This window comes from Arthrobacter sp. Y3223166 (genome assembly GCF_059090935.1).
In genome coordinates, this window is record NZ_JBNHGE010000014.1 from 47,426 (window position 1) to 72,810 (window position 25,385).

22 protein-coding genes and 1 pseudogene are annotated in these 25,385 nt (G+C 68.6%); 8 read left to right on the forward strand and 15 right to left on the reverse strand.

Translation table 11 applies throughout. The features are described 5' to 3' along the window. The gene (locus tag AC5RUH_RS08730; RefSeq protein WP_494025454.1) at positions 1-633 is read right to left on the reverse strand and encodes a TetR family transcriptional regulator; all 633 of its coding nucleotides are present in this window, start codon (positions 631-633) and stop codon (positions 1-3) included. A gap of 159 nt (positions 634-792) precedes the next feature. Here AC5RUH_RS08730 and AC5RUH_RS08735 point away from each other — a divergent pair, with 159 nt between their 5' ends. Further along, positions 793-1,254, forward strand: coding sequence for a DUF3817 domain-containing protein (locus AC5RUH_RS08735; RefSeq protein ID WP_494128364.1), 462 nt, complete (start codon positions 793-795; stop codon positions 1,252-1,254). Positions 1,255-1,420: 166 nt separating this feature from the next. Here the strand turns inward: AC5RUH_RS08735 and AC5RUH_RS08740 are convergent, their stop codons facing one another. The 6 genes from AC5RUH_RS08740 to glgX all read right to left on the reverse strand — a co-directional run bounded on the left by AC5RUH_RS08740 (position 1,421) and on the right by glgX (position 11,438). Continuing rightward, the gene (locus tag AC5RUH_RS08740) at positions 1,421-1,870 is read right to left on the reverse strand and encodes a hypothetical protein (RefSeq protein ID WP_494025453.1); all 450 of its coding nucleotides are present in this window, start codon (positions 1,868-1,870) and stop codon (positions 1,421-1,423) included. A gap of 350 nt (positions 1,871-2,220) precedes the next feature. After that, positions 2,221-3,261, reverse strand: a complete 1,041-nt coding sequence (gene mgrA / locus AC5RUH_RS08745; RefSeq protein ID WP_494012667.1) for an L-glyceraldehyde 3-phosphate reductase — start codon at positions 3,259-3,261, stop codon at positions 2,221-2,223. Between the two features lie 23 nt (positions 3,262-3,284). Next, on the reverse strand, positions 3,285-4,997 hold the full coding sequence (locus AC5RUH_RS08750) for an NAD(P)H-hydrate epimerase (protein ID WP_494128365.1): 1,713 nt from the start codon (positions 4,995-4,997) through the stop codon (positions 3,285-3,287). 14 nt (positions 4,998-5,011) lie between these two features. After that, complete coding sequence (gene treZ / locus AC5RUH_RS08755; protein WP_494128366.1) at positions 5,012-6,877, reverse strand: malto-oligosyltrehalose trehalohydrolase; 1,866 nt, start codon at positions 6,875-6,877, stop codon at positions 5,012-5,014. Next, positions 6,874-9,183, reverse strand: coding sequence for a malto-oligosyltrehalose synthase (gene treY, locus AC5RUH_RS08760; protein ID WP_494128367.1), 2,310 nt, complete (start codon positions 9,181-9,183; stop codon positions 6,874-6,876). Before treY ends, treZ begins: the two co-directional genes overlap by 4 nt. Continuing rightward, a complete protein-coding gene (glgX, locus tag AC5RUH_RS08765) occupies positions 9,180-11,438 on the reverse strand; it encodes a glycogen debranching protein GlgX (RefSeq protein ID WP_494128368.1) in 2,259 nt (752 codons plus the stop codon). The genes treY and glgX overlap by 4 nt, the downstream gene beginning before the upstream one ends. A gap of 316 nt (positions 11,439-11,754) precedes the next feature. On the opposite strand from glgX, the gene AC5RUH_RS08770 reads away from it, so the two are divergent. Both AC5RUH_RS08770 and AC5RUH_RS08775 read left to right on the forward strand, forming a co-directional pair. Next, the gene (locus AC5RUH_RS08770) at positions 11,755-13,434 is read left to right on the forward strand and encodes a glycoside hydrolase family 10-like protein (protein ID WP_494128369.1); all 1,680 of its coding nucleotides are present in this window, start codon (positions 11,755-11,757) and stop codon (positions 13,432-13,434) included. A gap of 15 nt (positions 13,435-13,449) precedes the next feature. Next, a complete protein-coding gene (locus AC5RUH_RS08775) occupies positions 13,450-13,833 on the forward strand; it encodes a hypothetical protein (protein WP_494128370.1) in 384 nt (127 codons plus the stop codon). Between the two features lie 12 nt (positions 13,834-13,845). Here the strand turns inward: AC5RUH_RS08775 and AC5RUH_RS08780 are convergent, their stop codons facing one another. After that, positions 13,846-14,235, reverse strand: a complete 390-nt coding sequence (locus AC5RUH_RS08780; RefSeq protein ID WP_494049558.1) for a VOC family protein — start codon at positions 14,233-14,235, stop codon at positions 13,846-13,848. A 250-nt stretch (positions 14,236-14,485) separates the two neighbouring features. Between AC5RUH_RS08780 and AC5RUH_RS08785 the strand changes: the two genes are divergently transcribed. Beyond that, positions 14,486-15,046: a dihydrofolate reductase family protein gene (locus AC5RUH_RS08785; RefSeq protein ID WP_494000424.1), complete on the forward strand. Its 561-nt coding sequence runs from the start codon at positions 14,486-14,488 to the stop codon at positions 15,044-15,046. A gap of 32 nt (positions 15,047-15,078) precedes the next feature. On the opposite strand, the gene AC5RUH_RS08790 is transcribed toward AC5RUH_RS08785, so the two are convergent. Together AC5RUH_RS08790 and glmS are read right to left on the reverse strand one after the other, a co-directional pair. Beyond that, a complete protein-coding gene (locus AC5RUH_RS08790; protein ID WP_494022527.1) occupies positions 15,079-15,429 on the reverse strand; it encodes a holo-ACP synthase in 351 nt (116 codons plus the stop codon). Between the two features lie 240 nt (positions 15,430-15,669). Then, the gene (glmS, locus tag AC5RUH_RS08795; protein ID WP_494012676.1) at positions 15,670-17,571 is read right to left on the reverse strand and encodes a glutamine--fructose-6-phosphate transaminase (isomerizing); all 1,902 of its coding nucleotides are present in this window, start codon (positions 17,569-17,571) and stop codon (positions 15,670-15,672) included. Positions 17,572-17,722: 151 nt separating this feature from the next. On the opposite strand from glmS, the gene coaA reads away from it, so the two are divergent. The 4 genes from coaA to AC5RUH_RS08815 all read left to right on the forward strand — a co-directional run bounded on the left by coaA (position 17,723) and on the right by AC5RUH_RS08815 (position 21,303). Next, positions 17,723-18,700, forward strand: coding sequence for a type I pantothenate kinase (gene coaA / locus AC5RUH_RS08800; RefSeq protein WP_494000427.1), 978 nt, complete (start codon positions 17,723-17,725; stop codon positions 18,698-18,700). A gap of 1 nt (position 18,701) precedes the next feature. Further along, a complete protein-coding gene (locus AC5RUH_RS08805; protein WP_494128371.1) occupies positions 18,702-19,655 on the forward strand; it encodes a M15 family metallopeptidase in 954 nt (317 codons plus the stop codon). Between the two features lie 102 nt (positions 19,656-19,757). Then, entirely contained in the window at positions 19,758-20,156 is a 399-nt protein-coding gene (gene mscL / locus AC5RUH_RS08810; protein WP_494000429.1) for a large conductance mechanosensitive channel protein MscL, read from the forward strand. 166 nt (positions 20,157-20,322) lie between these two features. Next, a complete protein-coding gene (locus AC5RUH_RS08815; protein ID WP_494128372.1) occupies positions 20,323-21,303 on the forward strand; it encodes an SMP-30/gluconolactonase/LRE family protein in 981 nt (326 codons plus the stop codon). Between the two features lie 87 nt (positions 21,304-21,390). Here AC5RUH_RS08815 and glmM read toward each other — a convergent pair whose 3' ends face one another. From glmM to AC5RUH_RS08840, 5 genes and pseudogenes are all read right to left on the reverse strand, one after another. Further along, positions 21,391-22,755, reverse strand: coding sequence for a phosphoglucosamine mutase (glmM, locus tag AC5RUH_RS08820; RefSeq protein WP_494128373.1), 1,365 nt, complete (start codon positions 22,753-22,755; stop codon positions 21,391-21,393). A gap of 205 nt (positions 22,756-22,960) precedes the next feature. Beyond that, complete coding sequence (gene rpsI / locus AC5RUH_RS08825) at positions 22,961-23,455, reverse strand: 30S ribosomal protein S9 (protein ID WP_493979144.1); 495 nt, start codon at positions 23,453-23,455, stop codon at positions 22,961-22,963. A gap of 37 nt (positions 23,456-23,492) precedes the next feature. Beyond that, on the reverse strand, positions 23,493-23,936 hold the full coding sequence (gene rplM / locus AC5RUH_RS08830; RefSeq protein ID WP_493979145.1) for a 50S ribosomal protein L13: 444 nt from the start codon (positions 23,934-23,936) through the stop codon (positions 23,493-23,495). Positions 23,937-24,284: 348 nt separating this feature from the next. Continuing rightward, entirely contained in the window at positions 24,285-24,551 is a 267-nt protein-coding gene (gene csrA / locus AC5RUH_RS08835; protein WP_494012682.1) for a carbon storage regulator CsrA, read from the reverse strand. 62 nt (positions 24,552-24,613) lie between these two features. Beyond that, positions 24,614-25,385: pseudogene (locus AC5RUH_RS08840) on the reverse strand (hypothetical protein); the annotation flags it as partial.

Genomic DNA, 25,385 nt, shown 5'->3' on the forward strand with positions numbered 1-25,385 from the left:
TCAGTCCTTGGAGTGGGGGTTGAAGCCGCTGCGCAGCATGTCAAGGCTCTCGAGCAACTGCTGGCGGAAGGCCGACGGTTCGGGTGCCCCGCCGGCGGGGGTTTGGGTGGCGGCCATGCGCATGGCCGCCTGAGCGCAGGCGATCAGCGAACCGGCAAGCGCCGTGACCATGAGCTCGCCGGCGTTCTCCGGCAGCCGGGGGCGCAGTCCGTCTTCGAGCGATTGCCTGGCCTGGCTCCAGGCTTGCAGTTGCACGCGCTCCAACTGGGCGTCGTCGATACCCATCTGGTAGATCTCGCACAGCAGCGCAAGCCGGCCCTGACTGATCTCCCCGCCGAAAGTGGCCAGGACCGCGTCCATGATCGGTTCGTCGTCCGGGCGCTCATCGAGCCGCTTGAAGGACTCGGCCAAAAATTCTTCCACCGGCCGCGTGACCGCCGCCTCGACGGAGGGGAAGTAGTTGAAGAAGGTCCGGCGCGAAACGCCCGCCTCTGCTGCCACCTGGTCCACCGTAAAGCCGCCCGGCCCCTGTTCCCTGGTCAGCCGCAAGGCGGCCGCGGTGATGGCGCCGCGCGTAGCCGCCTTGTTTCGTTCACGGAGCCCTTCCAGGGGAACCGGAGTTTGTGCGCTCATCGGGCCAGTGTAGGGCTAAGTTGCACACCATGCAAAGTTGCCTTGTGTGCAGAAACATTTCGGGTGTGGCCGGGTCCTCGGCTAAATTAGTGGGGGTGCCCTACCCCCGAGGACACCCACGGCACGATTGCCGCAGCCAACTAGTCTCCTAGGACGTGCATGTCTCCGCGTACCCTGTTCCGTACCGTCGCCTTCGCCGAGGCGGTGACGTGGACGTTGCTGTTACTGGCCCTGCTCCTGCGGGCGCTGGTGCCGGAAGCACGCCTGGCGGTCAGTATCGCGGGCGGCCTGCACGGCTTTGTCTTCCTCTGCTACGTCGTCAGCACCTGCTTCACCTGGGTGAACCAAAGGTGGTCGGCAGGCCGCGGCATCCTGGCCGTGGTCTCTGCCGCCATTCCGTATGCGACGATTCCCGTCGAGAAGTCGATGGACCGCCACGGCCTGCTCGGCGACGTTTGGCGGCTCGGCGCAGGCGGTGACGCCCCGCACGGTTTCCTCGAAAAGCTGCAGGCCGCCGTGCTCGCCCGCCCGCTGGCGGCCATCGCCGTCGTCATAGCAGCCGTTGCCGCCGTCTTCGGCTCGCTGCTCTACCTGGGTCCGCCGGATACCTGGTTCGCCTAGAACCGGGTCACAACCGGACCACATCGGTGAGGAGCCGCCGGCGCCGTTTTCGGGCCTGCGGCTCCTCACTGCCGTTTTAAGTGATGCTGTGGCTCAGGACGGTGAAGAGGTCCGGGAGAGCCCCGTCCCTCCCCACCGTTGGGATACCTACCTTAAGGGTGATCTCCTAGTGGTGACCGTGGCCGTGGCCGTGGTCGTCGTCGTCGCACCGGAACTTGACGCGGTCGCTCGACACCCATCCGTCGGCGCGGCTGTAGCTGACGGCCTTGTACGTCCTGTCGCAGCGCAGGTCGTCGCCACGGATGGTGAAGTCGCCGTCATGGGTCCGGACGTAGAAATGATCCACAACGCGGTCCCGCGAAACGTTGATGATCCACACGTGGACGCGCCTCGCTTCGTAGTCCTCGCCCCTTACCCGGTAATCGCCGTCATCATAAATGCGCAGCTTCAGGGTGGCGTCGTCGTCGTGGTGGTCGCCGTAATCGTGGTCGGAATGCGAAGCAGGTACCGCCACGCTGCTGGCACCGGCCGGTGCCGCTACGCCGATTGACGCGAGAAGTCCCAGGAGTACGCCGGTCATCATCAACCACACGCGCAGTCTTGCTGAAGTTTTCATTACTGAGAGTGCTTCCGTGCTTTTCCGGGAGGCCGGGAACGCGGAAGGCGCGTCCGCCTGTCATCGATGAGCGGCCTGGCGGGCCCCCCGGCTTCCTATCGCCGCTGCCGCTCACTGGTGCCGGAAAAAAGACGGGACTGCCCCCGGCCCAACAGTGGTTACTTGAGGTTGCCATCCCTCGGGAGGATCCTGCCTCCGGTGCCCCGCGCCGTGCCCCTGCGGTGCGGTCGGCACCCCTACAGCGTAGTGGAAACAGGTATCGCCGGGTACCCCGTCACGCGGTTTTTCCCCTGATCAATAAGATCCTTGGCCAGTCGGATCGGAAACCGCATTTGGAGGCCTTGGCGCCCTTAGCCCTGCGGCTTCCAGATGTTGATGTCGGAGTCCACCGCGAACCGGTTGATCGCGTCTGCTTCCTCGGCCGTGAAGTCCAGTTTGGCCACGGCGGCGAGACTGTCCTCCAGTTGCTGCACGCTCGAGGCCCCGATCAAGGCAGAGGTGACCGGGGCGCCCTTGGCTTGCCGGCGGAGCACCCAGGCGATGGCCAGCTGCGCCAGCGACTGGCCTCGGTCCGCCGCCAACTGGTTCAGTCCGCGGACGCGGTCCAGATTCTCGTCGGAGAGCATCTGCGGGAACAGCGACTTGTCCTGCGCGGCACGGGAGTCACCAGGGATGCCGTTCAGGTAGCGGTCGGTGAGCATGCCTTGGGCCAGCGGCGAGAACGCGATGCAACCCATGCCTTCGTCTTCCAGGACTTCCAGCAGGTTCGGGCTGCCGCCTTCCACCCAGCGGTTGAGCATCGAGTATGAGGGCTGGTGGATCAGCAGCGGGGTCCCCAGCGCGCGCATGATCCGTGCAGCCTCCCGGGTTTGCTCGGGGGTGTAGGACGAGATGCCCGCGTACATGGCCTTGCCGGACCGGACGGCCTGGTCCAGCGCGCCCATCGTCTCCTCCAGCGGCGTGTTCGGGTCGGGCCGGTGGCTGTAGAAGATGTCCACGTAGTCCAGGCCCATCCGCTTCAGCGAGGCGTCCAGGCTGGAGAGCAGGTATTTGCGCGAACCCCACTCGCCGTACGGGCCGGGCCACATCAGGTAGCCGGCCTTGGTGGAGATCACCAGTTCGTCCCGGTAGGGCAGGAAATCCTGGCGCATGTGCCGGCCGAAATTGGTTTCGGCGCTGCCCTCCGGCGGGCCGTAGTTGTTGGCCACATCGAAGTGCGTCACCCCCAGGTCGAAGGCCCGGCGCAGGATCGCGCCCTGCACTTCGAACGGCTTGTCGTCGCCGAAGTTGTGCCAGAGGCCCAGCGAGACGGCGGGCAGCTTCAGCCCGCTGCGGCCCACCCGGCGGTAGGGAATGTTCTGGTACCGGTTCTCTGCAGCCTCATACGCCATCCCCTCATCATGCCATCGTGCGGCTACCGGTCCCTACCGGCAATGATCCTGCCCACAACCGCGGGGAGGGCGGCGCTGATAGCGGAGGCGGCCAGGGGCGCGCCCGGTGACGACGACGGCGTTGCGCGCCGCCCGCTGCGGCTCTCCGTCCCCCGAGGCTGCGGCCGGGCCCCGACCTCCCGCCCTGCGCCGTCCCGCATGGATGCCTCCGTGGAAGCCTCCGTCGCGGCGAGCCCGTGCAGGCAGGCGGCCATGGCAGCCACCACCGCCCCGTGCTCGGCCGCGGCGAAACCGGCCGCCTCCAGGTCTTCGGTCCGGACGGTCACCGCGAGCGCGCCGAGGATCCCGGCCAGGGTGTCGCCCGAACCGGCCGTGGCCAGCCATACCGGCCCGTCGTCCTGGCTGAACAGGGCGCCGTCCGGGGCGGCGATCACCGTTACGGAGCCCTTGAGCAGGACGGTGGCCCCGGTGAGCCCGGCGGCCAGCGCGGCGAACTCCGCGGGGGCCGCCTCGATGTGCTCCCGGTCGGTCTCCACCCCTTGGGCTGAGAGGATGCGCACCAGTTCGCCGGCGTGCGGCGTCAGGACCACCCGGGGTCCCGGCTCCGCGGGCAACACGTCGAAGGCACCGGCGTCGGCAATCACCGGCAGCCCGGACGCCAGGGCGTCCCTGGTGCGCCGGCGCTGCTCCGCGTCGCCGTCGGTTCCCGGCCCCACCAGCCACGCCTGAACGCGGGAGGCGGCGACGGACTCCTGCGAGCAGACGGCTTCGGGGGTCAGCACGTTGACCTGGCGGCACACCTCGGCCGGGCCGAGGTAGCGGATCATGCCCACGCCGGTGGCGGCGGCCGCCTGGGTCGCGAGCAGGGCAGCCCCGGGATAGGACGCAGAGCCGGCGGCGACACCGAGCACCCCGCGGGTGTACTTGTGGTCGGTTCGGCGGGGCACGGGCCACAAGCGGGCCAGATCCTGTACCTGGAGCCGCCGCAGCCGCGGCGCCGGAAGGAGGTCCGCGATGCCGATGTCCACCGTTTCCACCCGACCGGCGAGCGCCGCCGCGGGATCCAGCATCAGGCCGGTCTTGGCTCCGCCGAAGGTGACCGTGAGGTCCGCCGGCAGCACGGGGTGGTTCACCTCGCCGGTTTCGGCGTCGACGCCGCTGGGCAGGTCGCACGCCACGATCCGCGGGTGGCGGCGGCCCGGCTCCGGTTCGAGGACCGCTTGAACCAGCTCCCGGGCCGGTCCCCGCAATGCCCCGGACGCGCCGGTGCCCAACATCCCGTCGACCAACACGTCGGCGGCACAACAGGTCGCGGCCGCCTCGCCGATGACCCGTGCGGCCTCCCGAAGCTGCGGAGCCTCACCAGCCTTCGGGGCCTGGCGGGCCCGGCCCTCGCCGGCTCCTTCCGCCGCCAGCCGCAGCACCGATCCTCCTGCCCTCTCGAACGCGGCCAGCGCCGCCGCATGCACCCGCTCCGAGGTGAGCACCGCCGTCGCCATGGCGCCACGGCGGGCCACCGAAGCAGCGGCGAAGAGGGCGTCGCCGCCGTTGTTGCCGCTGCCGGCCAGCACCACCACCCGGGCGCCATAAACCCGGCCCCGGACGCGCTTCAGGTCCCGGACGACGGCGGCCGCGAGTCCGGCCGCGGCGCGTGCCATCAGCAGCGGCCCCTGCCCGGCGTCCAGCAGCGGCCGTTCGGCGGCGCGGATGTCCTCCGGGGACCAGGCACGGATCATGCAATCCCCTCGGTTCAGCGGGTGGGGCCGCCGCGGACAATGGCGGCCGAGTGTGCGGGCAGCATCAGCGGGCCGGCTGCTGCGGCCTCCGCGGACCCGGTCCCGCCGGCTGTGCCGGCGATGTCCCCGGCTCCGAGCGCGGCGCCGTCCCCGGACGCAGACCCTGTTCTGCCGCCGTTGCCCCCTGCGGCGAGCCTGACGCCGTCGTCGGTGGCCAGGACCAGCGTGCCCGGCCCGACAGGCAGCCGCCTCGGCTCGGTGGAGAAGTTGCAGCAGACCGCGAAGGAGCCGCGCCGCAGGATCAGCCAGCCCTCCTCCGCCTGGGACTCCACCGACGCGGACGCGAAGTCCGGTTCCGTCAGCTCCGGATGCTGCTTCCGGAGGGCGATCAGCCGGGTGTAGAGCTCGAGGAGCCGGGCATGGTCGCCCGTGCCGGGCTCGGCCCAGTCCAGTTTTGAGTTGTGGAACGTCGCCGGGTCCTGCGGATCGGGCACTACCGCGGGGTCCCAGCCCATCCGCTCGAACTCCTTGAGCCTGCCGGCGGAGGTTGCCTCGCCGAGCTCCGGTTCGGGATGGGAGGTGAAGAATTGCCACGGGGTGGACGCCGCAAACTCCTCACCCATGAACACCATCGGCGTAAACGGAGACATCAGGTTCAGTACGGCGGCCAGCGCCAGCTGCCCGTAGCCGAGGGTGCCGGTGAGCCGGTCTCCGGTGGCACGGTTGCCGATCTGGTCGTGGTTCTGGGTGCAGACCACCAATTGCCGGGCGGTCACCCGGTCCTTGTCGATCGGGCGGCCGTGGTGCCGTTCCCGGAACGAGGAGTAGCCGCCGTCGTGGAAGAAGCCGTCCCGCAGCACCTTCTCCAGCGCCCCCAGTCCGGCAAAGTCGGCGTAGTAGCCGCTGGTTTCGCCGGTGAGGTTCACGTGCACGGCATGGTGGAAGTCGTCGCTCCACTGGCCGGCCAGGCCGTAGCCGTTCACCTGCCGGGACTCGATCAGCCGCGGGTTGTTGAGGTCCGACTCGGCGACCAGGAACAACGGCTTATCCAGCTCGGCGGCACACTCGTCCGTCGCCGCCGCGATCTCCTCGAGGATGTGCACGGCGCGCTCGTCCCGCAGCGCGTGCACCGCATCCAGCCGCAGGCCGTCCACGTGGTAGTCGCGGAACCACATCAGCACGTTGTCGATGATGAAGCGGCGGACCTCGTCCGATCCGGGCCCGTCCAGGTTCACGGACTCGCCCCAGGTGTTGGCGCTGCCGCTGCTCAGGTACGGCCCGAACCGCGGCAGATAGTTTCCGCTGGGGCCCAAATGGTTGTAGACCACGTCCTGGATGACGCCGATGCCCTTGGCGTGCGCGGCGTCCACGAACCGCTGGTAGGCGGCCGGCCCGCCGTAGCTCTCCTGCACCGCGTACCAGAGCACGCCGTCGTAGCCCCAGTTGTGGGTGCCGTTGAACGCGTTGACCGGCAGAAGTTCCACATAATCCACCCCGAGCCCGGCCAGGTAGTCGAGCTTGGCCGCGGCGGAATCCAGCGTGCCCTCAGAGGTGAACGTGCCGATGTGCAGTTCGTAGATCACCCCGCCCAGCCCCGGCGAAACCCAGTCCTGGTCCTGCCAGGCGTGGGCCCCGGCGTCGAAGGTCCGGGACATCCCGTGCACCCCGTCCGGCTGCCGGCGCGAGCGTGGATCCGGCAGCACCGCGTCCCCGCCGTCCAGCAGATAGCCGTAGTCGCTTTCCCCCTCGGGCGCGGCGGCGGGGTCTGCCAGACGCCACCAGCCGGCGTCGTCCGGGCCCTGCATCGGCAGCCGTGCGGCGCCGGCCTGCAGTTCCACCCTTCCGGCACGCGGAGCCCACACCGCGAAGTCCCGGCTCATGACGTCTCCTCCTGTTCGCGCACCAGCAGCGCCACCGGCAATTCCGTCAGCACGCCGGCCAACGGCAGGACGCCGTTGCCAGCATGGCTCCGCCCGCTCAGCACATCGCGGTATCGTCCGGCGGGCAGGACGACGGCGGTGTCCCGCCACCCGCCGTCGCGCTGCAGCCGCACCGGGAGCCTGGTGGCCAGCGTGATGGCGCCGCCGCGGTCGAAGCCGAAGGCGTGGCCGGCCGCGGCGCCCCGGACCGGGACGACCTCGTAGCCGGTGAACAGCTCGGGCCGGTCGCGACGCAGCCGAAGCGCCCGGGCGACCACCAGCAGTTTGGCTGCCGCGCCGTCGTCCACCGGCGGCGTCCCGTCCCGGTCCAGGTCGTCCAGCGCCCGGCGGCGGGCGGTGAAATTTACCGGCCGGCGGTTGTCCGGGTCCACCAGCGAGTGGTCCCAGAACTCGGTGCCCTGGTAGACATCGGGCACTCCGGGCATGGTCAGCTGGATGAGCTTGGCCGAGAGGGAGTTGCTCCGGCCGAAGGGCTTGATCCTCTCCGCCAGGTTGACCAGCAGCCGGTTCACCTCCGGGTTGTCGAAGGCCGCGTCCACGGCGGCGTGGAGTTGTTTTTCGAAGTCATGGTCCGGGGCGATCCACGAGGTGCTGTTGCCTGCTTCCCGGGCGGCCTTCTCCGCGTAAGCGTGGGCCCGTGCCCGGCTGAACGGCCATGCTCCCAGCGCCGTCTGCCAGAGCAGGTCCGCGAACGGCAGGTCCCCGAAGGGTGCCAGCCGGTCGAGCTCCGCCAGCCAATCCGGCCACTGGTCCGCCAGTTCCGCGAGCACAGAGATGCGGGCCCGGGTGTCCTCGCTGCGCTTCGTGTCGTGGGTGGACAGCGCGGTCATGGCGAGCGGCAGTTCCTGCTGCCGGCGGATCAACCGGGTGTGGAGCTCGAACGGCTCCACCGCGAAGATCGACGGGTCCGCCCCCACCTCGTTCAGGGAGGTCAGGCGGGTGTAGCGGTAGAACGCGGTGTCTTCCACTCCCTTGGCCATGACCATGCCGGAGGTCTGCTGGAACCGCACCGCGAGTTCGGTGAGCACTCCCTGCGGATTCAGCAGCGGCAGCAGGGTGGTGACGGCGTCGGCCAGGTCGGGACGGCGGACCTGGGCGGCGATTCCGGCTTCCTCGAGGTACTGCGCCCCGACCGGGAGGTAGCTCCGGTACACCGGGAAGCAGCTGAGGAGTTCCGCGATCGCATCGGCCGCCGTCTCGAAATCCAGGCCGGTGCCGGCGGGAACCAGCCGGGCCAGGCGCAGCACCTCGGAGCGCAGGATACCGTCGGCAATGCCCCGCTTGGTGTCGTGGATCATGTGCTGGTAGGGCTGGACGGGGGCGGCGTCGGTGAGGCGTTCCCGCCCGTCGGGATCGACCAGCAGCCGGTCCACGTCCGCCAGCGCGTCGTACCCGGTGGTGCCCGCGCAGGCCCAGTCGGCCGGCAGCTCCTCCCCCGGCTCCAGGATCTTCTCGACCAGGACGTAGGCGCCGCCGGTCAGCTCGTGCAGCCGCTGCAGATAGCCCTTGGGGTCGGCCAGCCCGTCGGGATGGTCCACGCGCAGCCCGTCGACCAGGCCCTCGTCGAACCAGCGCTTGATCTCGGCGTGGGATTCGTCGAAGACCCACGGCACCTCCACCCGGACCCCGGCCAGGGAGTTGACGCCGAAGAACCGGCGGTAATTGAGTTCGGCATCGGCCCGCCGCCAGTTCACCAGCTGGTAGTGCTGGCGCTCATGGACTTCGCGGGCGGTAGCGCCGTCGTCGCCGGTCCCTTCGGCGAGGGGGAAGCGGTGGTCGTAGTAGCGCAGCTCGCCGTCGGCCAGCTCCAACGCCTCGAGTTCCGCGTCGCCGTCGCCCAGCACGGGCAGCCGGAGCTTGCCGCCGCCGGCGTCCCAGTCGATGTCGAACGCTTCCGCATAGCGGGAGCCGCGGCCCTCCGACAGCAGCGACCACCACCAGCGGTTGTTGGCCGGCGTGGCCACGCCCATGTGGTTCGGCACGATGTCCACCAGGACGCCCATTCCGTACTTCCGGGCGGCGGCGGAGAGCGCCCGCAGCCCGTCGATCCCGCCCCGGGCCGGATCCACCGCGCTGAAGTCGACAACGTCGTAGCCGTGGTCGGACCCCGGCTCCGCGGTCAGCAGGGGCGACAGGTATACCCAGTCGACGCCGAGCCGGTGCAGGTAGGGCAGCAGTTCGGCGGCGTCATAGAGCGTGAACGATTCCCTGATCTGCAGCCGGTAGGTCGACGCCGGGGCCCTCATCCTTTCACCTGCCCCGTCTCGCTCCCGGCGCCCTGCTGCCCGGGTTCCCCGTCCGGCTCGGCCCCGTCCGGCTCGGCCCCGGCCGCCCGCTCCGCCTCGGCCATCGCGGCAACGGAGGCGGCGACCGAGTGGTCGGGCTCTTCTTCCGGCGCCGTGTGGGCCTTGAGGACCACCGTGGACTTGGCGGCGACCGGCACCTTCGTTCCGGCCGTCAGCGGGCCGGGCAGTTGGTCGCCGCCGGCCGTGTCGATGATGATGTCCCAGGCCGCCGAGTACTCCCGCGGCGGCAGCACAAACGGCACGTCGTCGTCGGCGGCGTTGAAGTACACCAGGAAGTGCTCGTCCGTGATCCGCTGCCCGCGGTCGTCGCGCCCGCGGATGCCCTGGCCGTTGAGGAAGACGCCGATGCAGCGGCCGAGGGCCTCGTCCCAGTCCTCGGGCTCCATCGGAGTTCCCTCCGTGGTTAGCCAGACGACGTCGCTCAACGGCTCGCCCTGGCCCCGGCGGACCGGCTTCCCGTCGAAGAACGTGCGCCGCCGGAAGGTCGGGTGTTCGGCCCTTAACCGGTTGACGGTGGCCACGAACTCGAGCAGCGGCTGGTCCACGTTGTTCCAGTCCACCCAGGACAATTCCGAGTCATGGCAGTACACGTTGTTGTTGCCCTGCTGCGTGCGTCCCAGCTCATCCCCGTGCGCGATCATCGGCACGCCCTGGCTCAGCAGCAGGGTGGCCAGGAAGTTCCGCTGCTGGCGGGCGCGCAGGGTGAGGACCGCTTGGTCGTCGGAGGGCCCCTCCACCCCGCAGTTCCACGAGCGGTTGTGCGATTCGCCGTCGTTATTGTCTTCGCCGTTGGCCTCATTGTGTTTCTCGTTGTAGGACACCAGGTCCCGCAGCGTGAACCCGTCGTGGGCGGTGACGAAATTGATGGAGGCAACCGGGCGCCGCCCCGTGGCCTCGTACAGGTCCGAAGAGCCGGTGATGCGGGAGGCGAATTCGCCGAGCGTTGAGGGCTCGCCCCGCCAGAAGTCGCGGACCGTGTCCCGGTACAGGCCGTTCCACTCGGTCCACAGCGGCGGGAAGTTGCCCACCTGGTAGCCGCCCGGGCCGATGTCCCACGGTTCGGCGATGAGTTTGGTTTGGGACACGATCGGATCCTGCTGCACCATTTCGAAGAAGGTCGACAGCCGGTCCACGTCGTAGAACTCCCGGGCCAGGGTGGAGGCAAGGTCGAAGCGGAAGCCGTCCACGTGCATTTCCGATGCCCAATAGCGCAGCGAGTCCATCAGCAGCTGCAGCGAATGGGGGTGGCGCACGTTCAGCGAATTTCCCGTGCCGGTGTAGTCCATGTAGTACTGCTCCTGGTCCTCGACCAGCCGGTAGTAGGCCGCGTTGTCGAGTCCGCGGAAGGACAGCGTCGGGCCCAGGTGGTTGCCCTCGGCCGTGTGGTTGTACACGACGTCGAGGATCACCTCGATGCCCGCCAGATGCAGTTCCCGGACCATTGCCTTGAACTCCTGCACCTGCTGCCCGGTGTCCCCGGAGGAACAATAGGTGTTCTGCGGCGCGAAGAAGCCGATGGTGTTGTAGCCCCAGTAGTTGGACAGCCCCTTCTCCTGAAGCGTGCTGTCGTTGACGAACTGGTGGACCGGCATCAGCTCGATCGCGGTGACGCCCAGCTTCTGCAGGTGCCCGATGACCGCCGGATGCGCGATGCCGGCGTAGGTACCGCGCTGTTCTTCCGGGATTTCCGGGTGCAGCTGGGTCAGGCCCTTCACATGGGCCTCGTAGATCACCGAGCGGTGATAGGGGGTGCGCGGCTTGCGGTCGCCGTCCCAGTCAAAGAACGGATTCACGACGACGCCGAGCATCATGTGCCCGGCAGAGTCCTCGTCGTTGCGGGAGTCCTCGTCCCCGAAGTTGTAGCCGAACAGTGGCTGGGCCCAGTCGATCTGGCCGCTGACGGCCTTCGCGTAGGGGTCCAGCAGCAGCTTGTTAACATTGCAGCGCTGCCCCTGGCCCGGGTCGTACGGCCCGTCCACCCGGAAGCCGTACTTCTGTCCCGGCTGGACTTGCGGAAGGTAGCAGTGCCAGACGTAGCCGTCGACGTCCTTGAGCTCGATCCTGGTCTCGGCCCCGTCGTCGTCGAACAGGCACAGGAAAACGGCCTCCGCTGCCTCGCTGAACACGGCGAAATTGGTGCCGTTGCCGTCATACGTGGCCCCCAGCGGATAGGCGTCTCCCGGCCAAACTTCCATGTGCAAACTCCTGATGATCGGTTGTGGTCCCTGTTCCCTTCATACCCCATGGTCCTGACAATGGATATCCCCCGGTTGTCCGCCCGGCGGGCAACCCGAGCCGGCGCGGCAGGCGTTTCCGGCCCGCTGCCCCGGCGCTCGTTGCGTTGAACACACGGGCTGCGGCACACCCTGGTGCCGGCCCGGCCACGGCCAACCCGCCGGCCCGCGTCACGGTCTCTGCCACTGTCGGCATCACGGTTTCCGCCACTGTCGGCGGCACGAATGCGGGCGTATCGTGGAGCTACCATCAGGTTCGCGTGAGGCAGGGCTGGCCATGACTGGCAGCGGTTCCGGTTCCCCAGGCGCTGTCTCCCGGCGCCAATTCACGACGGCGACCGCCCTCACCGTGCTCGGCGCGGCAGGCCTGTTGGGCGGCGGCCTCTCCCGCGCGGCAACGGCCCCCGGCGGTCCGCTGGAGGTCAGCCTCGCGGCGGCGGTCATCAACCGGGTCTACCGCATTACCGCCCGTGAACGGGCGCGGGTCACGGACGCGCCCAAGCACGAGTTCCGGGGCTTCTGGCTCTCCACCGTGCTGAACATCGATTGGCCGTCGCGCCCCGGCCTGTCGGCGGCCGTTCAGCAGGCCGAACTGCGCAGCTGGCTGGACCTTGCCCGCAGCCGGAACCTCAACGCCGTGCTGCTGCAGGTCCGTCCCGCAGCCGACGTCTTTTGGCCGTCGACGGCGGGAGAGCCGTGGTCCCGCTACCTGACCGGCACCCAGGGGCGCAATCCCGGGTACGATCCGCTGGCCTACGCGATCGGCCAGGCGCATGCCCGCAACCTCCACCTGCACGCCTGGTTCAACCCGTTCCGCGTGTCCATGACGGCGGACCCGGCGGACCTGATCTCCTGGCATCCGGCGCGGAAAAACCCGGGCTGGAGCTTCGCCTACGGCGGCCGGCGCTATTACAACCCCGGCATCCCCGCCGTCCGCAGCTACATCATCAAGGTGATCACCGAAGTCGTTGCCAAGTACGACGTGGACGGCGTCCACCTCGACGACTATTTCTATCCCTACCCGGTCGCGGGGCAAACCATCCCGGACTCCGCTGCCTACAATGCCTACCGGCTGGCCGGCGAGAGCGTGGCGGATTTCCGGCGGCGCAGCGTCAATGCTTTCGTCCGCGACCTCAGCGCCGCGATCTTCGCGGCCAAACCCCGGATGCTGTTCGGCATCAGCCCCTTCGGCATCTGGCGCAACCGATCGACCGACAGCCTGGGCTCCGCCACCTCCGGCCTGCAGAGCTACGACGCCACGTACGCCGACTCCCGGCTCTGGGTCAAACAAGGCTGGCTGGACTACGTGGTCCCGCAGCTGTACTGGCACCAGGGGAACCCGGCTGCCGATTACAACACCCTGGTCAACTGGTGGGCGGCCCAGGTGGGCGGCACGGCCTGCAAGCTCTACATCGGCGAGGCGGCCTACAAGGTGGGCGACCCCGCCCAGGGGGCCGACTGGCAGGACCCCCGCGAGCTCTACAACCACACGGCGAAATGCCGGGCCACGCCGGCGGTGCGCGGCCAGGTTTACTTCTCCGCCAAGTCCGTCCGGGCCAATCGGCTGGGCGGCATCGGCCTCGTCCAGGACAAGTTCTACCGGCGCGTGGCGATGACCCCGGTGATGTCCCACCTGGGCGCCCAGCGACCCTACTCGCCGCTGATCGTCAGCGCCCGGTGGAACGGAACCGGCGTCGAACTCGTCTGGCGGGGGGCGACGAGCGGGACGTTGCCGAGGCACTATGCCATCTACCGCTGGGAGTCCGACGGCGCCGCGGCGGCGTTCATTCCCTCGCAGGCGGGAGCCCTCCGGCGCGTGCACCGCCGCCGCGGCAATCCCGAAAGGTTCGTGGACACGGGCGCCGTCCGGGGACGAACGTACTGGTACGTTGTGGTCGGCATGAGCGACCTCATGGTCGAATCCGCGGCCGCATCCGCCATCTTCATCCGAGCCTGACGCCGGGACGAAGCCATGACGCCTGCCTCCCCATCAGACGGCGACCAGGGCCTCGTCCTGCTGGAGACTCTCGCCCGCCGGTTTGCGGATGACCCGCTGGTCGAACGCGGCACGATGTTCCGCAGTGACGGGCTGAGGCTGGCCGGAAAGATCTTCGCGTTCCTCGGCCACGGCGGCCGGCTGATCGTGAAGGTTCCGCGGCAGCGCGCGGAAGAGTTTGTTGCTTCCGGAGCGGCGGAACCGGTCACCATGGGACGTCGGACGATGAAGGAATGGGTGGCCTTCCCGGCGATCGCCGACGACGCGTCGGCTGCCGGCGACGCGTCGGCTGCCGGGCAACAGTGGCTCAGCGTCGTCGACGAGGCGTATGCGTACGTCAAAAGCCTGGGCGGCAGCTGAAGACGGGCGCCGTTACCCTGCCCCCTGCCCTGCGGGCTGGAACAGTTCCACCAGATTTCCAGCCGGGTCGGCGAGCAGTATCTGACGTCCGCCGGGACCGGCAACCACTTCGCTGCGGAACGACAGTCCCGCCCCGCGCAGCCGGTCGATCTCCGCGTCCAGGTCTTGCACGACCAGGTGGATGCGGTTGCGCCCGGCGGCCGCGTAATCCGTTGGGGTCGCGCGCGCCCCCGAGCTTGCCGGCCCGGAGAGCAACAGCCGCAGCGGCCCCCGCGTCACGTCGGCGAAGGCGGGCGAGCGCATGTTGACGGTGAAGCCGAAATGACCGGTGTAGAAGTCCACGGCCGCCCCGACGTCGTCCACGAGGTAGCGGACGCTGGCGTACTGCTCCGATGCTGGCACGGCTCTTCCCCCTCAATGTGCGGCTAGCGGCGGGCGCCGGCTGTCAGGATACATCGCACGCTTTGCCCGGAACAGGGCCGGGCACCGGTCCGCCCGACGGCAATCGCGACGGCGGAGTGAGCCGGCACAGCACAGCGATCCGGAACAGCGCAGCGGGCCGGAACCACAGCTCCGGCCTTCCGCCGATGCGCAAGGTTGGGGAACAATGGGCGGACGCTCCCCCGCCCTGCCCAATAGCCCAGGAGTCATCGTGGCACAGCTGCTGTATTCCGCAATCATGTCGCTTGACGGCTACATTGCCGACCGGGACGGCAACTTCGACTGGAGCGTTCCCGACGAGGAGGTGCATTCCTTCGTCAACGACCTGGAGGGACGGGTGGGCACCTATCTCTTCGGCCGGCGCATGTACGAGGTGATGGCCGTCTGGGAAACCGTGCCCGACGGCCCGGAGGTTTCCCCGGTCGAGCGGGCCTTCGCGGAGTCGTGGCTGCGGAAGGACAAGGTGGTCTATTCCCGGACCCTGCAGACGGTTTCAAGCGCCCGAACCCGGATCGAGCGGGAATTCGAGCCGGAGGCGGTGCGGCGCCTGAAGGCCTCGGCAGCGGCGGACCTGAGCATCAGCGGGCCCGACTTGGCCGGCCACGCCTTCGCGGCGGGACTGGTCGACGAATGCCTGTTTTTCGTCTCGCCGGTCGTGGTGGGCGGCGGGAAGCGCTTTCTGGCGGAGGACCTGAGAGTCGGGCTCGAACTGCTGGACGAGCGCCGCTTCGGCAACGGCGTCGTGTACCTGCACTATCGGGTGGAACGTTAGCCCGGGCCCGACGCGCGCCCGGCTGCCGGCCGCTACTTCTCGGCGACCGCCATGGCAGTTGCCAGGTCGCCGTCGTGGCTCATGGACAGGTGCCAGAACTTCACACCCCTGGCCGCGGACGCCGCGGCGACGGTGCCGGTGAATTCCGGGTAGGGGTCTCCCCCCGCGTCGACACAGATGGTGCAGTCCTGCCAGTTCATGCCGGCCGGAGCCCCCAGTGCCTTGGCGATCGCTTCCTTGGCCGCGAAGCGGGCGGCCAAGGACCGGGTAGTGAGCTCGCGTTCCGCGGGCGTAAACAGTCGCTCCAGCAAGGCCGGGGTGCGCTGCAACTGCCGGCGGAACCGGGAAACTTCCACCACGTCCACGCCGATGCCCACGATCATTCTTCGGCTCCCGCCCGAACCGACCACGGCGAGCGGGCGCACCGCGGAGCCAGGACCGGCTCCCCGGTGGAAATCAGGGTGCACCGCACGGGCGGCACGGACAGCAGCCGGACGCGCCGCCGGAGCGCCGCGTGGCGGGCGCGGACTGGACGTCTGGGAACGGAGCAGGCCCCGATCCTGTTGTACGGAGACCGGGGCGCCGCGAAGAGCAACCGGGTGGACATGCCTGCCAACTGCCTGCTACTCGACGGTGACGCTCTTGGCCAGGTTGCGCGGCTGGTCCACGTCGTAGCCCTTGGCCGTCGCCAGTGCCAAGGCGAAGATCTGCAGCGGGACCGTGGTGAGCAGCGGAGCCAGCAGCGTCGGCGTCTCGGGAACGTAGAAGACGAACTCGGCGAAATCCTTGACGGAGACGTCGCCTTCCTCGGCGATGACAATGGTCTTGGCGCCGCGGGCGCGGATTTCCTGGATGTTCGAGACGACCTTGGCGTGCAGCGAGTTGCGGCCGCGCGGCGAAGGTACCACCACGAAGACCGGCTGGCCTTCCTCGATCAGGGCGATCGGCCCGTGCTTGAGCTCGCCTGCGGCGAAGCCTTCGGCGTGGATGTAGGCCAACTCCTTAAGCTTCAGCGCGCCCTCCATGGCGACGGGGAAGCCGACGTGCCGGCCCAGGAACAGCACCGACTTGCTCTCGGCCATGAGCACGGCCAGGTCCTTGATGTCCTTGGCGTTGTCCAGCACGCTCTGGATCTTCGCTGGGATCTTGCCAAGGTCGGCCAGGATGTCCTTGATCTCGCCCTGGAACTTGTTCCCGCGCAGCTGCGCCAGGTAGAGGCCCAGCAGGTAGGCTGCGGTGATCTGCGCCAGGAAGGCCTTGGTCGAGGCGACGGCGATCTCGGGTCCGGCGTGGGTGTACAGCACGGCGTCGGCCTCGCGCGGGATGGTCGAACCGTTGGTGTTGCAGATCGCGAGGACCTTGGCTCCCTGCTCCTTGGCGTACCGGACGGCCATCAGGGTGTCCATGGTCTCGCCGGACTGGGAGATGGCCACAATCAGGGTGTTGGCGTCCACGATCGGGTCACGGTACCGGAACTCGTGCGAGAGTTCGACCTCCACCGGGATGCGGCACCAGTGCTCGATCGCGTACTTCGCCACCTGGCCGGCATAGGCCGATGTGCCGCAGGCCAGCACGATGATCTTGTTGGCGGTCTTGAGCAGCTCCGGGTCGATCCGCAGCTCGTCCAGGGTCAGCCTGCCGTGCAGGTCCGAGCGGCCCAGCAGGGTCTGGCCGACCGCCTCGGGCTGGTCGTTGATTTCCTTCTCCATGAAGGACGGGTAGCCACCCTTCTCCGCGGCGGCCGCATCCCAGTTCACCTCGAATTCGGTGCCCTGGGCGGCGTTGCCGAAGAAGTCGGTGATCTCGAAGGAGTCGGGGGTGATGGTCACGATCTGGTCCTGCTCCAGCTCCACGGCGCGGCGGGTGAAGTCGATGAAGCCGGAGACGTCGGAGCCCAGGAAGTTCTCGCCCTCGCCCAGTCCGACGACGAGCGGCGAGTTACGGCGTGCGGCGACGACGACGTCGGGCTGGTCCTGGTGGATGGCCAGCAGGGTGAAGGCGCCCTCCAGCCGCTGGCAGGCGAGCTGCATGGCCTTGGCCAGGGTCGCGGTGGCGGGATCCTCCGCGGCCAGGGAACGGTAGAGGTCTCCGAGCAGCACCGCGGCCACCTCGGTGTCCGTTTCCGAGCGGAACGTGTGGCCCTTGGCCAGCATGGAGGCACGGATCTCGGCGAAGTTCTCGATGATGCCATTGTGGATCACGGCGAGCTTGTCGCCGTCGGCCAGGTGCGGGTGCGCGTTTTCGTCGGTGGGGCCGCCGTGCGTGGCCCAGCGCGTGTGGCCGATGCCGGTCAGCGACTCGGGCAGCGGGGCGGACTCGAGCTCGTCCAGCAGATTGCTCAGCTTGCCCGACTTCTTCCGCGCCTCGATCCCGGAGCTGGAGATGACTGCCACTCCCGCGGAATCGTAACCGCGGTATTCCAGGCGGCGAAGGCCCTCGAGAACGACGTCCAGGGCGCTGTGATCAGCAGCGCTGACTCCGGCCCCGCCGTCGCGGCGGCCAACATAACCTACGATTCCACACATGGGATTAAGGGTACCTGCCCGCGGGGCCGTCACCGACAGAGGGTTCCGCACGCCATCCCGGCGGCCGCTGCGAAGGCGGGACGGGGCAATCCGCCGCGCCGCAGCGGGGCGCCTTTTGGGATTTGAATCCCGCAGCAGGCACAATTCATAGGTGACTGATGCGACACCGAAGACGACGGCGTCCAACGGTGAGAGTAACTTCACACCATTCGTGGAGCTGGACCGGCAGACCTGGTCCCGGTTGTCCAACGAGATTGAACAGCCCCTGGACCAGGACGATATCGAGCGGCTCCGGGGCCTGGGCGATGCCCTGAACCTGGACGAGGTCCGCGAGGTCTACCTGCCGCTCTCCCGGCTGCTCAACCTGTATGTGGGCGCGGCCGGCGAGCTGCACAAGGCCACCACCACCTTCCTGGGCGAAACCAGCCGCCGCACACCGTTCGTGATCGGCGTGGCCGGGTCGGTCGCCGTCGGGAAATCCACCACGGCCCGCGTGCTGCGCGAGATGCTGCGGCGCTGGCCGGACACCCCGAACGTGGAGCTGGTCACCACCGACGGTTTCCTCTACCCCAACGCCGAACTGGCGCGGCGCGGGCTGATGGAACGCAAGGGCTTCCCCGAGTCCTACGACCAGCGGGCGCTGCTGCGGTTCGTGTCCGAGGTGAAGTCCGGGGCAGAGGAAGTGCATGCGCCCTGGTATTCGCACCTGACCTACGACATCGTGCCGGACAAGGAAGTGGTGGTCCACCGTCCGGATGTGTTGATCGTGGAGGGCCTGAACGTCCTGGCTCCGGCGCGCCCGCGGGCGGACGGGCGCACCGGGCTGGCGCTGAGCGATTTCTTCGACTTCTCCATTTATGTGGATGCCAAGACGTCCTATATTGAGCAGTGGTACGTCAACCGTTTCCATAAACTGCGGCGGACGTCATTTACGGATCCGGAATCCTATTTCCACCGCTACGCCTCGCTCACGGACGAGGAGGCCACGGAGACGGCCCTGGGCATCTGGCGGCGGATCAACGAACCGAACCTGAGGGAGAACGTGCTGCCGACACGCGGGCGGGCACAGCTGGTGCTCACCAAGGACGCGGACCACTCGATCCGCAGAATGCTGCTGCGGAAAACTTGACATGGCCGTTCTGAGGGCGCCGGTGCTCGCAGCCGGCCTGGCCGCCGCGCTGGCCCTGCTCACCGGTTGCGCCCCGGCGGGGGAAACCGCTCCGCCTCCCGCCGCGTCCGCCGGCACGACGACGGCCGCACCGACTGCGCCGGCGCCGACCCCGGCCGAGGGAACCACGTCCCTTCCGGTCCCCGAACAGAGCCCGAAGGCTCCAAAGAATGACGGCGATGCCACCGGCGGCGGCCAGAAGGACGGCGGAAGCAAGGGCGGGGCCTCGGACGGCGGCCAGAAGGACGGCGCGGACGGCGGCCAGAAGGACGGCGCGGGCGGCGGCAAGAAGGACGGCGCCGCGGCCGCCGGGGAGGACCACACAGATCCGGCGAGCATCGCCGTCGTCGTCAACAAGGCCCGTCCGCTCGATCCCTTGGACTACTACCCCGGAGACCTGCGCCAGCCGGCGGTGGCCCTGGGCGCGGGCGGGGAATCGGCGCTGCTGCGGGACGCTGTGGCAACTGCCACCGAGGACATGTTCAACGCGGCCGCCGCCGACGGCGCGTTCATGATCATGATCAGCGGGTTCCGGTCCTACGCGACGCAGGCCAGCACCTACAACCACTGGGTCCGGCAACACGGCAGCGAGGCCGCCGCGGACATGATTTCGGCGCGGCCCGGTTATTCGGAGCACCAAACCGGGCTGTCCCTGGACATCGGCGACGCCACCGGGATCTGCAACCTGCAGCAGTGTTTCGCCGAGACGGCGGCGGGCAACTGGGCGGCCCACAACGCCGCACGCTTCGGATTCATCATCCGCTACCGGCCCGGCGCCGAGGCCATGACCGGTTATTTGCCGGAACCCTGGCACCTGCGCTACGTGGGAAAGAAAGTGGCCGCGGACATGGCCAAACGGGGCATCGAGACGCTCGAGGAGTACTTCGGGTTGCCCGGAGCCGCCCGCTATTCGTGAGCGGCCGCAGCCGCCCATCCTGCTGCGGCCCCATCTTGCCACGGCCTCCTGCCCCTGCCCCCGCTACCCCAGGTCCCTGCCCCGAGGCGCTACATTGGCCACATGATAAACGGATTCAAAGAGTTCATCATGAAGGGCAACGTCATTGACCTTGCCGTGGCCGTAATCATCGGCGGGGCCTTCGGGAGCGTGGTCAACGCCTTGGTCAACAGCGTGCTGATGCCGTTCATCGCCGGGTTGGTCGGCTCGCCTAATTTCGACAGTTTCCTGCTCTGGAACTTCAACGGGAACAACGTCGCGTTCGGCGTCCTGCTGACCGCCATCGTGAACTTTTTGCTCATCGCCTCGGCGATCTACTTCGTCATCGTGGCACCGATGAACCACATGATCGAGCGGCGCAACCGCCGCCTGGGGATCAACAAGGAAGAAGAGGCCGTCGACCCTCAGGTCGCGCTGCTCACCGAAATTCGCGACGCACTGCAGGCACGCAACCAGGCGTAAGGGCGACGTCCGGAAGCGGGCCGCTACCGCCGCTGCCGGCCGTTCGGGCAGCGCCGCCGGGAGGGCCTGACGTTTCCGCCGGCCCGGCGTACGCTATGAGCATCACCATCGGGAGCCTGCTGGAGGGAACTCCCGACACCATCGCGCAAGAATCAGGTGAACCTCCATGCGACCCCTCCTCCCCCTTTCCCTGGCGGCACGATGTGCCGCCGCCCTGCTGACCGCCGTCGCCCTGATGCTGACGGGGCTGCCGGCTTCCGCCGGCCACGTTGTCGCCGGCACCCACGGCTCGTCACCGGAGTGTACGGACCGAATCATCGACCTGCCGGACGCGACGTCCGCGGAGGGCATCGCCGCCGGCCGTGGCAGCACCTTCTACGCCGGCGACCTGCTGGCGGGCGATATCTTCCGTGGCGACGTACGGCGGGGCACCGCCGAGAAGTTCATCGACGCACCGGACGGCCGGTTCGCCGTCGGCATGGCTGCCGACACGCGGCGGAACCTGCTCTTCGTGGCCGGCGGACCTACCGGCAAGGCCTATGTTTACAACACCCGGACCGCGGAACCTGTGGCCGAGTTCCAGTTGAACGACCCCGCCAGCTCCTTCATCAACGACGTAACCCTTGGCCGGGGCGGCGCCTGGTTTACGAACTCGCGCGAAGGCGAGCTGTACTTCGTGCCGGTCGGTCACCGCGGGCAGCTGGGCAGCCCGCGGACATTGCAACTGAGCGGCCCTGCCGCGGAAACCCCCGCGGCGTTCAACCTGAACGGCATAGTGGCGGCCGACCACGGGCGGCAGCTGATTGTGGCCCACTCGGCCAACGCTGCGCTGTATACCGTGAACCCGGCAACCGGTGCCAGCGCCGAAATCTCCGGCGTCAGCGTCCCCAACGTTGACGGGTTGGTGCTGAAGGGCCGCTGGCTTTGGGCGGTCCAAAACATGGACAACCAGATCAGCGTGATCAGGCTGGACCGCCGGATTGGCTCCGGGGAGGTCCGGTCCGTGATCACCAGTGACGCTTTCCAGACCCCGACCACCGCCGCGCTGTTCGGCCGCCGACTCGCCGTCGTGAACGCGAAGTTCGACACCGGGAACCCGCCGACGGCGGACAGCTACGAGGTGGTGCTGGTGAAGGCCCGGCGCTGAGGGCTGCCCCGCACGCGGTCCTTGGGTCCCGGCAGGTCCGCCGGCCGCCGGACCGGCTTCCCGCCCGCCCAGTCTGCGGCGGCGCCCCTACTCGGCGGCGGCCGCCTCCAGCGACAGGTGCGCCTTCACGCTCCGGGCCAGCTCCTCGGCGGTTGCCTGGGCGGTTTCCATGTCAGCGGCTTCGACCATCACGCGCACGACCGGCTCGGTGCCGGAGGGGCGCAGCAGCACCCGTCCGGTCCCACCCAGCGCGGCGGACGCGGCAGCCACGGCCTGCTGGAGGGGCTGGTTGGTTTCGACCCCGGACTTGTCCACGTCCTTGACATTGATCAGGACCTGGGGAAGCCGGACCATCCGCTGCGACAGCTCCGAGAGGGGCTTGCCGGACTTGGCCACCTGTGCGGCCAACTGCAGCCCGGTCAGGACGCCGTCGCCGGTGGTCGCGTACTCCGAGAAGATCACGTGCCCGGACTGTTCGCCGCCCAGCGAGTATCCGTGGGCGCGCATGCATTCCAGCACGTACCGGTCGCCCACGGCGGTTTCCTGGATGCGGATGCCGGCATCCTGCAGGGCCAGCTTCATGCCGAGGTTGCTCATGACCGTGGCGACCAGGACATCGTCCTTGAGCCGGCCGGCGTCGCGCAGGGCCAACGCCAGGATGGTCATGATTTGGTCGCCGTCCACGACGTTGCCGCGCTCGTCCACGGCCAGGCAGCGGTCGGCGTCGCCGTCGTGGGCAATGCCCAGGTCGGCGCCGTGCTCGACCACGGCGGCCTGCAGCTTCTCCAGGTGGGTGGACCCCACGCCGTCGTTGATGTTCAGCCCGTCCGGCTCGGCACCCATCACCACAATGTCCGCACCGGCGGCGCGGAACACCTCCGGCGAGCAGCCGCTGGCCGCGCCGTGCGCGCAGTCGAGAACCACTTTCAGGCCCTCCAAGCGGGAAGGCAGGGTCTGCAGCAGGTGCAGGATGTAGCGGTCTTCCGCGTCTGCGAAACGCTGGATACGTCCGACCTCCGCGCCCGTGGGCCGGACGCGCGGCTGCGCCATCTCCTGCTCGATCGCGTCCTCGACCTCGTCCGGCAGCTTGTGCCCGCCGCGGGCGAAAAACTTGATGCCGTTATCCGGGGCCGGATTGTGCGAGGCGGAAATCATCACGCCAAAGTCCGCCGCCAGGTCCCCCACCAGGTAAGCGGCCGCTGGCGTGGGCAGCACCCCGGCGTCGTAGACATCGACGCCCGCACTGGCGAGGCCGGCCTCCACGGCGGCGCTGATGAACTCGCCGCTTGCGCGCGGGTCGCGGGCGATCACCGCCGTCGGGCGCTTGCCGTCTTCAACTTGCCGGTGGCCAAGGACCACTGCGGCCGCCTGCGCGACCTCGAGCGCCAGCTCTGCAGTGATCAATCCGTTGGCCAGTCCGCGGACTCCGTCGGTACCAAATAATCTAGACATCGCGACCCATTTTACGGCAGCGCACCAAGGAGCCGGTTCACCTCCCGCCGGCTGTCGCATGCTGCGCCCTGTTTTGGCCGCTGACCCGGCCGCGGGCGACCTTACACCCCTACGCCCGCCACCTCGCTACAGCCGCTTAAACACACGCGAGGCCCCGCAGCCATGCTGCGGGACCTCGCGTGGAAGCAAAAGCTTCGGAAGCGGTTTAGCGCTTCGAGTACTGCGGCGCCTTGCGGGCCTTCTTGAGGCCAGCCTTCTTGCGCTCGATGATGCGTGCGTCGCGCGTGAGGAAACCGGCCTTCTTCAGGGTCGGGCGGTTGTTCTCGCGGTCGATCTCGTTCAGCGCACGGGCAACGCCCAGGCGCAGCGCACCGGCCTGGCCGGAGGGGCCGCCGCCGTGGATGCGGGCGATGACGTCGTAAGCGCCTTCCAGATCCAGGATCTTGAACGGATCGTTCACTTCCTGCTGGTGCAGCTTGTTCGGGAAGTAGTTCGCCAGCTCACGGCCGTTGATGGTCCAGTTGCCGGCACCCGGAACCAGACGTACGCGGGCGATAGCCTGCTTGCGGCGACCCACGGCGCCTCCGCCTACGGTGAGGGCGGGGCGTTCCTTCTTGGCGGTCTCGGTGACCTCGGATGATTCCGAGGTGTAGCTGGTGAGGGTTTCGCCCTCAGCAGCGGTGTTCAGCTCTTCAGCCACGATGCTCCTTGAATTAAGTTTCTAGTGGTGGCCGGCGCTACTGGGCGACCTGGGTGATTTCGAAGGTCTTCGGCTGCTGGGCAGCGTGCGGGTGCTCGGCACCCGTGTAGACCTTCAGCTTGGACAGCTGCTGGGCAGCCAGGGAGTTCTTCGGCAGCATGCCCCTGATGGCCTTCTCAACTGCACGAACCGGGTTCTTCTCCAGCAGTTCGGCGTAGTTGACGGAGGACAGGCCACCCGGGAACCCGGAGTGGCGGTAGGCACGCTTCTGTTCGAGCTTGGCGCCGGTCAGGGCGACCTTCTCAGCGTTGATGATGATGACGAAATCGCCCATGTCCATGTGAGGAGCAAAGGTCGGCTTGTGCTTTCCGCGCAGCAGTGTTGCGGTCTGGCTGGCAAGACGACCCAGGACGACGTCGGTGGCGTCAATGACGTGCCACTGGCGGTTGATATCGCCGGGCTTCGGAGTGTACGTACGCACGGTTTTTGCCTTCGTTTGGTGTTCTAAGGTAGCGGCGCATTCTTCACAGAACACACGCGCAAAGTTGGTGATGCGCTACCGGAACTTCAGGTGAGGACTGAAATGTAACCAGTGGCCCAGAAAGTCTCGGCTATTTCCGTGGACCAGGTTGGCCCTGCAACTGGGCCGCCACACGGACATAGCGTATCGAGGTTGGACACGCACAACGACTACCAAGGTTATCCTGCCGTGCCGGGTTAGGTCAAAAAGGCCACAACAGCACGACGACGCCGGTGCCTGCCGCCGCCCCTGGCCCCGCCCGTGAACGGGTTTAGCTGGCCGGCGCCGATGGGGCCGCCGGCGAGCGGATCAGCTGCCGGGGCCGCCGGGGCCGCTGCTGCCGGGGAGGTTCAGGCCCAGCAGGGCCTTGATGCGCTCCTCGGCCTCCGGGCCGCTCTGGGCGGCAGCCATATTGGCCTCGCTGACCGCCTGGACCACCTCATCACGCTGGATCTTCACGCCGCGCGGGGCCTCGATGCCCAGGCGGACGCCGTCGCGGCGGGCGTCCAGCACGGTGATGACGATGTCGTCACCGATCAGGATCCGCTCTCCGGGTTTTCGCGTCAGCACCAGCACGCGTCAACTCTATCGCAGCTGAACTCGGCGCCCGGGCAGGCCCGCTCGACCCGCCGCGGCAGTCAGAGCCAGGCGGTCTCGGCCGGCGCGCCGTCCACCCAACCCACCGGCACCCCCAGGGTGTTCACGGTCTTGGGCGAGCCAGTGTGCCTCGTTCCGGTGACCGCCAGGCCGTCGGGAACCACCACCCGCTGCACGGCCTGCACCCAGCGGTCGGTGTCTTCGGCCTTTCGCCGGGCGTCCACCGCCAGCCAGATCTGGTCCGCTCCCAAAGCCGGAAGCAGCGCGAGCAGCTCCACAGGCGGCGTGAGCGCCTGGCCCAGGCCAAAGGCCACGAACACGCTCTGTCCCCGCTCCACGCCCCGGGCACGGGCACCGATCGCGCTGTTGCGGTCCTGCACCGGTCGCCGGACATCGGCGGCGTGCGCGCCGGCCATCTTCACCATGTTGCCGCCGCCCGATATCCAGTCGGCGGCCTCCGAGGGCGCACCGTTGACTGCAGGGGCCGCGGCGGCCATGGAGTTGGCGGCCTCGAGGGCAATATCATCCTGGCCGATTACCAGCACCAGGTCCCCCGGCCCGTAGAGCGGCACCGGAACGGCCGGCTGGCGCGCCCTTTCGGCGGCGGCGGGTTGTGCCTCCACTGCCGGCGGCTGCCCATCCTCAAGGACGGCGCCAACGACGACGCCGGGGCCCGTGCCGGAGCCCGCGTCGCCGCCGGTGAGAGCCGAGCGCTGGGCAGCCGGTTCGGTGGCATCCCTGCCCGACTGCCCGGCCTGCCCGGCCTCATCGTCCTGCCCCGCCTGCCCGGCCTGCTCCGCCTCGAACGCCCCG